7 protein-coding genes and 1 pseudogene are annotated in these 8693 nt (G+C 71.4%); 1 reads left to right on the plus strand and 7 read right to left on the minus strand.

Annotated elements, in window-relative coordinates:
• From ABZ646_RS33490 to ABZ646_RS33520, 7 genes and pseudogenes are all read right to left on the minus strand, one after another.
• A pseudogene (locus tag ABZ646_RS33490) lies at positions 1-337 on the minus strand (hypothetical protein); the annotation flags it as partial.
• Between the two features lie 146 nt (positions 338-483).
• Positions 484-1041 carry a YbhB/YbcL family Raf kinase inhibitor-like protein gene (locus ABZ646_RS33495; protein WP_360527351.1) on the minus strand — a complete coding sequence of 186 codons (558 nt, stop codon included), beginning with the start codon at positions 1039-1041 and terminating at the stop codon, positions 484-486.
• Positions 1042-1141: 100 nt separating this feature from the next.
• Positions 1142-2161: a TauD/TfdA family dioxygenase gene (locus ABZ646_RS33500; RefSeq protein ID WP_360527354.1), complete on the minus strand. Its 1020-nt coding sequence runs from the start codon at positions 2159-2161 to the stop codon at positions 1142-1144.
• Positions 2162-2204: 43 nt separating this feature from the next.
• Positions 2205-3296 (minus strand): phenazine antibiotic biosynthesis protein, encoded by a 1092-nt coding sequence (locus ABZ646_RS33505; protein WP_360527357.1) that lies wholly within the window; start codon positions 3294-3296, stop codon positions 2205-2207.
• Positions 3293-4222 (minus strand): CoA ester lyase, encoded by a 930-nt coding sequence (locus ABZ646_RS33510; RefSeq protein ID WP_360527360.1) that lies wholly within the window; start codon positions 4220-4222, stop codon positions 3293-3295. Before ABZ646_RS33510 ends, ABZ646_RS33505 begins: the two co-directional genes overlap by 4 nt.
• Positions 4219-5370 carry a CoA transferase gene (locus ABZ646_RS33515; RefSeq protein ID WP_360527363.1) on the minus strand — a complete coding sequence of 384 codons (1152 nt, stop codon included), beginning with the start codon at positions 5368-5370 and terminating at the stop codon, positions 4219-4221. Before ABZ646_RS33515 ends, ABZ646_RS33510 begins: the two co-directional genes overlap by 4 nt.
• An 18-nt stretch (positions 5371-5388) precedes the next feature.
• Positions 5389-6786, minus strand: coding sequence for a carboxylesterase family protein (locus ABZ646_RS33520; protein WP_360527366.1), 1398 nt, complete (start codon positions 6784-6786; stop codon positions 5389-5391).
• A 324-nt stretch (positions 6787-7110) separates the two neighbouring features.
• Here ABZ646_RS33520 and ABZ646_RS33525 point away from each other — a divergent pair.
• Positions 7111-8693: polyketide synthase (locus tag ABZ646_RS33525; protein ID WP_360527369.1), on the plus strand; the 1583-nt coding region annotated here is incomplete at its 3' end.

The raw sequence follows: 8693 nt of genomic DNA on the forward strand, positions 1-8693 counted from the left end.
GGGCGGTGAGCGCGCTCAGCACGACCATGGCGACCATGCACAGGGTGGCCGGCAGCCGCAGCAGCACGAGCGAGTGCGCGACGGACCACAAGCCGTGGGCCAGCACCGGGGTGAGCGGCGGCTGGTCCACGTAGCCCCAGGCCGGATGGCCGCCCGCGCCGATGAAGTAGAGCTCGTTGCTGTACGCGCCGATCCGCCAGCTGACCGCGGTGATCACGGCCGCGACCACCGCCGCGGTGATGAGCACCGGCCGCCAGGCGATCGGCGGCGTGGCGTCGGTGCCGATGACCAGTGGGGCCTCGTAGTGCGGCGCGGCGGCGCTGACTTGTTCGGTCATCGGGGGGCTCCTTCTCGCCACGCGGGCCGTTGACGGCGGCTGATCGTGCATGAGGGACGGTCGCCGTCCGGGCACGATCGGTCGCAGGCTAGGCCGCGGTGGGTTGTCCTGGCATCCCCAGACCTGGTAGTCCTGATCTCGACTGATCAGGGGTTCTCGTAGAAACCGTCGATGCGGCCCCGGGCGAGCACACTGCCGGCAGCCGCGAGCACGGCCGCGGGCTTGACACTCTCCACGTCCGTGGCGATCGGCTCGCCGAGGGCGAAGAGCTGGAAGGCGTACCGGTGCGGGCCGTGGCTCTTGATCGGGGCCGGCCCCAGGTAGCCGACGCCCTTGCCGGACTGCAGCGGCCGTACACCGGCCGCCGGGCTGGTGCCGTCGAGCGCGCCCCGCGCGAGGCTCGTCACCGACGGTTCGATGAGGAAGACGCCGTGGTTGAACGGCTTGGGGGTGGGCGCATCAGGGTCCTCGACGACCAGCAGCAGTTGTGCCGTGCCCGCGGGCGCCGCCGTCCAGGCGAGCGCGGGCGAGGCGTCCTCCCCGCCCAGCTTGCGGCCGGCGTGTACCACCGGGAGCGTCGTCTCGTGGCCGAAGTCGGGGCTGGTCACGGCCAGGGTCTCGGCCCCTGCCAGGTGCGGCGCGTGCCAGGCGAGGCCCGCCTCACCCGCGCGCCGGTTCTTCAGTAACTTTCCGAGCAGTGCCATGACTCTCCCTGCCAGGTATATGACAAATTGCGCAAATACTATCCGCGTGTGGCAATGCCGCCCAACCTACCATTGTGATCGTCCACCGCGGACGCCGGAGTCAGGCCGGGATCGCCACGCCCAGTTCCTCGGCCTGTCGGCGCTGGAACTCGCCGAACTCGCCCTGCAGTTGCCAGCGCGGGCCGGCGCCGCGCAGGGTGCCGCCCTCGCGGGTGCCCCACGCCGCCTCGTACCCGGGCGGCAACGACCGGCTCGACGGCACGGAGAACCACATCCGCAGCAGGTGCCGTCCCGCCCCGGGCTCCTCGCTGGCGAAGGCCGTGCGGCCGTGCAGCACCAGGTGGTTGTTGATCATCTGCAGGTCGCCCGGCTCGAACTCCATGGGCGTGACCAGGCCGGGCCGGGCGGCGATCTCCTCGACCTTGTTGATGGCCTCGAGCTGCCGCTCTGTCAGCCGCGGCGCGTCAGGGTTGTCCTGGCTGCGCAGCACCCGGCGGATGTAGAACCGGGTCGTGGTGAGCCCTTCGTGCCGACCGAAGACCGGGCTCAGGAAGACGTCCGGACGCTCGTCGTCGGGGGAGGCGACGTCAGCGAAGGGCAGCGGCTCGTACAGCGCGCTCAGCAGCTCGGGGCACTCCCAGGACATCTCCCGGCGTACGGCCTCGGCGCTGACCACGAGGCTGGTGCCGCCCTGCGAGGCCGCCCGCCGGCACAGCAGGGTGACGACGTCGGTCGAGTCGATGTGGAAGCCGATGTGCTGATTCGACTTGTGAACCCGCAGCTTGCCCGCCCGGCGCTCGTCGCGGATGTCGACCATGCTGGAGTCACTGTTGTTCTGGATCATGGGCACGCCGATGTACATGCCGAGTCCCCAGTAGAGTCGGCGGACCTCGTCCTCGCTCTTGTCGCCGACCGGAACTCCCCGGACCAGGGCGAAGCCCGGCTCGTTCTCGATGGAGTCGACGATGCCGCGCAGCCTCGGTCCCAGCGCGGGCAGCGGGAAGTCGGCGGGGCTCGCGGCGAAGTTCGGCTTGCCGCTCTTGAGCAGCACGTCCAGCGCGTCGTCGATCTCGGCCGCCTCGGCGGGGTCCAGGCGGTGCAGCCACGGTTGGTCGGACATCACACTTTCCTCTTCCTGGGAATGAATGGGACGCGTCGGCGCATCAGTAGATGCCCTCGATCACTCGCTCACCACCGAACGTCTCGACCGGCCGGGGGTCGGCCACCGAGTCGCCGAACTGCCCCTCCGGGCCAGGCACGCGTACGGCGGAGTCCCGTTCGAGGTTGTTGGGCGCGAAGAAGCCCTTGCTCACGTGGTTCATCACGACCTGCCCGCGCCGGCCGTAGTCCACCGTCTCCCGCGTCTCCGGGTCGATCACCCGGAAGGTCACCACCGGGCTGTACGGGTCGTAGATCACGTGATCGCCGGTGCCGGTCCCGGCGCGCTCGGCGGCCCCCTCGAGGATCATCGCGCTGTTGTAGCGGCTCACCATGCGTACGCCCGGGAAGTGCACGTGCTGCAGCTCGTAGCGCTCGTCGGCCGTCATGTGCGCGCCGCCCCAGAACACCACGCTCACCTTGGTGTTGATGAGCTCGACGAGCAGCGGACGTGCGGAGCACGCGCGCAGCAGCGGCGGCGTGATCACCAGCAGCCCGACGTCCTGAGTCGTCAGGACGTGTTCGATCTGGTCCAGTACGTGTTCCACGTACGTCTTGACCTGGTCGTTCTCGCCCCGGGCGATGAGCTTCTTGACCCAGCGCGGGTCGACGTCGATGGTGAACTTGATCGTGTTCTGCCGACGCACCACGTCGTCGTACTGGCCGCCGATCTTGTGCGGGCCGGTCGGCGTCGCGATCAGGATGTTGCCCGGCTCCCGCCCGGCGAACACCGGCCCGGCGAGCATCCGGTCGATGGAGCTCTCGAACCAGTCCGGCATGAGGATCACCCGCTTGGGCGCGCCGGTGGTGCCGCCGGTCTCGAAGACCTTCGGCGCCGGGGGCCGGGGGCCGTACCCCCGCGGGATAAGGTCCTCCACGGGAATGTCGCGCAGCTCGTCGACGATGTTGGGGAACAGCGTCAGATCGTCGTACGTAATCACGTCGGTCAGCGGGTCGAAGTCCAGCGATTTCGCCCGCCGCAGCCAGAAGGGCGACCCGGTGTCCTCGCCGAAATGCCACTGCAGCGCAGCTCTGAGATAGGCCTCGGGGTCGGCCGGGCGGATCGCCGGGTCCAGCACCGCCCACTGCTCGGTCATGAAGAACCTCCGTTGCTCCCGGTGTCGCGTGGCGATGGGGTGGTCCCGGTCCGGGCCTCCGCGATCAGATCGAGGGCGGTGGCCAGCTCCAGCACCTGGCGGGCGCGGGCCAAGGCGGGCGGGCCGACCATCTTGCCCTGCGCGGTGATGGCGATCGACCGGCTCTCCGTGGCGGCGAGGTCCGCGGCCGCGAAGACCTCCAGTGCGTCGTCGATCTCGTTGGTCGTCGGGGTGTAGACGTCGTGGATGATCGGGATCTGCGCCGGGTGGATCGCCATCCGGCCGAGGAACCCGAGCCGGCGGCCGTGCCGGCTGGTGACCAGCAGCCCGCGCAGGTCCCGAGGCTCGGCGTAGACACTCTGGATCGGGTTGGGCAGGCCGGCGGCGCGGGCGGCGACGATCACCCGGGCCCGGGCACTGTCCATGGTCGGGCCCTCGTTGGTGGTGTTGAGGTCGGCACGCAGGTCGGACTCACCCAGGCCCACCATCGTCACCCGCTCGGACGCGGTGGCCAGTTCGTACGCGTGCTCCAGCGCCTCGGCCGACTCGATGAGCACGTGGATTCGGCCGGGATGGCCGAGCTCGTCGAGCACGCCGGCGACGAGCCGCACCTCCTCGGATGAGGAGACCTTCGCTACCCGCAGCCCCGCGAGCCCGGCGCCGGCCACGGCCCGGATGTCGTCCTCGCACAGACCCGAGGACACCGGGTTCACCCGGACATAGGTGGGCTTTGCGGCCGGGGTCGTGACGGCCTCGGCCACGATCTCGCGGGCCCGGGTCTTCTCCGGCGGGGGGACGGCGTCCTCGAGGTCGAGGATCACCGCGTCGGTCTCGGTGTCGTAGGCCCGGGCTATCCGGTCCGGATGATGGCCGGGCACGTAGAGGCAGCTGCGGAAGACCTGCCGCGGGGTCTCGTCGGTGCTCATGCCTCGGTCTCTCCTGTGAATTCCTCGGTGTGCTCGCCGACGCGTGGGCCGGCCCAGTCGATCCGGCCCGGGGTGGCCGACAGCCGGAACGGCAGGCCCGGCATGCGTACGGTGCCGAGCTCGGCGTCGGGCACCTCCACGGTCAGGCCGCGGGCGCGGAACTGCGGATCGTTCAGGACGTCGTCGACCTCGTATATGGGGGCGACCGCCGCCTGCGCCTTTTCGAACGCGGTGACGACCTCGTCGCGCTTGCGGGCGGCGATCCACGACCGGACGGCGTCGTCGAGCACCTCGCGGTGCGCGGCCCGGCCGCTTCCGGTGGCGAACCACGGCTCCGCGACCAACTCGGGGCGGCCGACCAGCCGGACGATACGCTCGGCGATCGAGAGCGCCGACGCGGACACCGCCACCCAGCGGCCGTCCGCACACCGGTAGACGTTGCGGGGCGCGCTGTTGTGGCTGCGGTTGCCGATCCGCTCGGGCTTGACGCCGAGGTGCTCGTACACGGTGAGCTGGGCGCCCAGCGTGCCGATCAGCGTCTCCGTGATCGCGACGTCCGCGACCTGACCGGTGCCGTTCGTGTCGCGGGCGCGCAGCCCGATGAGGACCGCCAGGGCGGCGTGCAGCCCGGCCACGGCGTCGCCCAGGGGGAACGACGGCAGCGCGGGCGGGCCGTCCGGCTCACCGGACATCGCGGCCAGCCCGCTCATCGCCTCGGCCAGCGTGCCGAAGCCAGGACGCCGCGCGTACGGGCCGTCCTGGCCGAACGTGGTCACCCGGGCCAGCACCAGCCGCGGATTCGCCTCGGCGAGCACCTCCGGGCCGAGTCCCCAGCGCTCCAGCGTGCCGGGCCGGAAGTTCTCGATGAGCGCGTCGGCGCGCCGCACCAGGCGCAGGAAACTCTCGGCGCCCGCGGACTCGCGCAGGTCGAGCACCACGCTCTTCTTGTTGCGGCCCAGCACCTTCCACAGCAGCGGGACGTCGTTCTGGGCGTGACCGAACCCGCGCACGGGATCGCCGGCCGGCGCCTCGACCTTGATGACCTCGGCACCGTAGTCGCCGAGCAGCCGCGCAGCAAAGGGGCCCGCGAAGAGCGTGGACGCGTCGATCACGGTGAGACCGGCCAGGGGGGGCGGAGTATCCGACACGGTGGGACCTTTCCGTGATCAGTGTGCCGGGGCGGCGATCCGGTGCGGGCTCTGGTTGTCCGGTGACCACGGCGTCCAGGGCGCGCGACCGTCGCGGGCCAGGGCGAGCAGAGCGGCCTGGTCCAGCGCGGCGACCGTGCGGTCGTCCTCGGAGCCGACCTCGCCCTCGGGGTCGAGGAACAGCGACGCCACGTCAGCGCCGTGCACCGGCCGCCTTGCCACCTCGGGATAGGAGAGCGCGGTCTGCCAGTTGGTCGTCGGCGCGTAGTCGAACTTCTGCATCCAGCCGGTCCCGCCGCCCTGGTGATGGGCGGCGATCAGCTTCCGGGCCGGTCCGACCCAGCGGTACTCGGACAGCTGTTCCACCTTCTCCTCGTGCGACACCGACTGGTCACTGCCGGCGAAGACGCGCGAGTAGGCGTGGTCGACCGCACCCCAGGCGTCCCACACACCCGCCTCCTCAGCGACGTTGGACACCAGCAGGGCGACTCCGGCCATGAGACCGTCGGCCAGCGCGTCGAGAGGCGCCTTGGGCAGGACGGAGCCGTCGACGAAGGGCCCGTACCGGATGATGATCGGGCCTCCGGCGCGCGAGACGCTCTGCCGCAGCAGCCGCCGGTGCACGGTCCGCAGGCCGACGTTGGGCAGCTCGGCCAGCTCGGCCGCCGTGGCCGCCAGTGAGCCCGCGGCCGCCAGGAACTCCTCGGCGAACTCCGTGGCGTCCTTCTCCAGCATCGGCGCCTGTGCCCCGCTGTAGGAGGCAGCCTTGTGGAACAGCCCTCGCGCCGCCGGTGCGCCCAGCAGCGCGCCCAGGTCGGAGGCGCCTGAAGACATGCCGAAGACGGTGACGTTGTCCGGGTCACCGCCGAACGCCGCGATGTTGTCCTTGACCCAGCGCAGCATGAGGATCTGGTCGAGCAGGGCAAGGTTGGCGCTGTTCTCGAACTCCGGGTCCAGCGCGCCCAGATAGAGCCAGCCCCACGGGCCGAGCCGATAGTTCGGGGTCACGACGACGGCGTTGTGCCGGGCGGCGAAGTGCCACACGTCGATCATCGGGGTGCTCCCCGCACCGTAGGCCCGGCTGCCGAAGTGCAGCCACACCAGCACCGGACGCCGGGCGCCCGGGTCCGGACCGGGCGACCAGACGTTCAGGTTGAGGCAGTCCTCGCACTCGGCGGCGTCGGGGAAGACCGAGGACGGGCTCCGGCCGGCCACGATCGGCAGCTGCCAGCAGATCGGCCCCCAGTGGCGGCCGTCGACCGGCTCGCCCGGCAACGCGGGCACCGGCGGGTGGAAACGCTGTTCGACCCGGCCGTAGGGCACGCCCCGCCAGTTCGGTGTCCCGCGGTCCAGGAAACCCCGGACCGAGCCGGACGACGTCTCCACCACCAAGTCGCGATCAAAACGGTCACCCATGGTTGTCAGCTCCCGGAGTCGAGGGCGGGTGGGGCGAGACCCGCGTCGATAGTTCCAGGACGGCACCGGCCCCGGAACCACTAATGCTGGTGGTTTCACGGCGGGGGAGAGCGCTCCCCGGCGGGCAGCGGACGTCGGCTGTGGACTACCAGGTTGAGGAATGCCCCGCGCTCCCGGCCGCGGTTAGCTTGGACCTCTGCCCGCCGAAGTGCGGATGCCGTCACCCCCCCTCCGCCCGAGCGCGGAATCCCCCTGACCGGAGGTTGTCCGATGGGTGCTGCGCACGCTGACCGTCTCGTCGCTGTGGTCGGTCTCTCGTGCCGCTTGCCCCACGCCGAGGACCTGGACGCCTTCTGGGAGCTGCTGCGATCCGGGGCGTCGGGCGTCACCGAGGTCGGCGACGACCGTTGGCCCGGCCAGGGCGACCCGGCCAGGCCCGCTGCCGTACGCCACGGAGGCTTCCTCCCGCAGGTCGACACCTTCGACCCGGGCTTCTTCGGCATCTCGCCGCGCGAGGCCGTCGAGATGGACCCGCAGCAACGGCTCGCCCTGGAACTGAGCTGGGAGGCACTCGAGCACGCCGGTATCGTCCCCGGCGCGCTGCGTGGCGAGCCGGTCCCCGTCTACGTCGGCGTGATGGCCGACGACTACGCCAAACTGCGCCTGGCCGACGCCGGCGACGACCCCGACCCGTACGCGCAGGCCGGCACCCAGCGCGCTCTGATCGCCAACCGCATCTCCCACTTCCTGGGCGTGCAAGGCGAGAGCATGGCGGTCGACACCGGCCAGTCCTCGTCGCTGGTCGCCGTCCACCTGGCGTGCGAGGCCCTGCTGAGCGGACGCGCGACCGCGGCGCTGGCCGGCGGCGTCCAGCTCAACCTGCTCGAAGAGACCGCCCTCATGGCGGCGAAGCTCGGCACCCTGTCCGCGGACGGCCAGTGCTACACCTTCGACGCACGGGCCGACGGCTACGTGCGCGGCGAGGGCGGCGGCTTCGTGGTCCTCAAGACGCTGGCCCGCGCGCTCGCCGACGGCGACCGCATACACGCCGTCATCCGCGGCACCGCGACGAACAACGGCGGCTCGGCCCGCGGCCTGTCCGTGCCCAGCGCGGCGGCGCAGGAGGCGGTGCTGCGCCAGGCCTACGAGCGCGCGGACGTGGACCCGGCGCAGGTGCATTACGTGGAGTTGCACGGCACCGGCACCAAGGTCGGCGACCCGATCGAGGCTGAAGCCCTCGGCGCCGTCCTGGGCCGGGGCCGGTCGTCGGCGCAGCCGCTGGTCGTGGGCTCGGTGAAGACGAACATCGGGCACCTCGAGGGGGCGGCCGGCATCGCCGGGCTACTCAAGACGGTGCTGATGATCCGGCACCGGTCCGTCGTGGCCAGCCTGAACTTCGCGGAGCCGAACCCGGCGATCCGGTTCGAGGAGTGGCGGTTGCGGATGGCGACGGCTGCCGCGCCGTGGCCGGGGTCCGAAGCGGAGGAGCCGCTCCTGGCCGGGGTGTCGTCGTTCGGGATCGGGGGCTCGAACTGCCATGTCGTGCTGAGCTCCGCGCCTGTCCCTCCCGCCGGGTCGGCCGCTTCGGAGCCGGGGGCCTCTTCCCGGGCCGGCGTCGTGCCTTGGGTGCTGTCGGGTCGGTCGGCCGAGGCGGTGGCGGCGCAGGCGGAGCGGTTGCGGGCGCGTGTCGAGTCGGATCCCGCGCTGCGGCCGGCGGATGTGGCGTGGTCATTGCTGCATGCACGGGAAGCTTTCGATCATCGTGCGGTGGTCGTGGGCAGTGACCGTGAGGAGCTTCTTGCTGGTCTGGGGCATGTGTTGCCGGTTGTGGCGGGGACGGATCCGCGGGTGGGTGTGTTGTTCACCGGTCAGGGTGCGCAGCGGGTGGGTATGGCCCGGGATTTGTA

The organism is Streptomyces sp. NPDC007162 (assembly GCF_040634175.1).
In the GTDB taxonomy this organism is placed as follows: Bacteria; Actinomycetota; Actinomycetes; order Streptomycetales; family Streptomycetaceae; genus Streptomyces.

Bases quoted from the DNA above. Each gene is read 5' to 3' on its own strand.
- ABZ646_RS33520 (WP_360527366.1), bottom strand. From the start codon at position 6,786: ATGGGTGACCGTTTTGATCGCGACTTGGTGGTGGAGACGTCGTCCGGC.
- ABZ646_RS33510 (WP_360527360.1), bottom strand. From the start codon at position 4,222: ATGAGCACCGACGAGACCCCGCGGCAGGTCTTCCGCAGCTGCCTCTAC.
- ABZ646_RS33495 (WP_360527351.1), bottom strand. From the start codon at position 1,041: ATGGCACTGCTCGGAAAGTTACTGAAGAACCGGCGCGCGGGTGAGGCG.
- ABZ646_RS33500 (WP_360527354.1), bottom strand. From the start codon at position 2,161: ATGTCCGACCAACCGTGGCTGCACCGCCTGGACCCCGCCGAGGCGGCC.
- ABZ646_RS33505 (WP_360527357.1), bottom strand. From the start codon at position 3,296: ATGACCGAGCAGTGGGCGGTGCTGGACCCGGCGATCCGCCCGGCCGAC.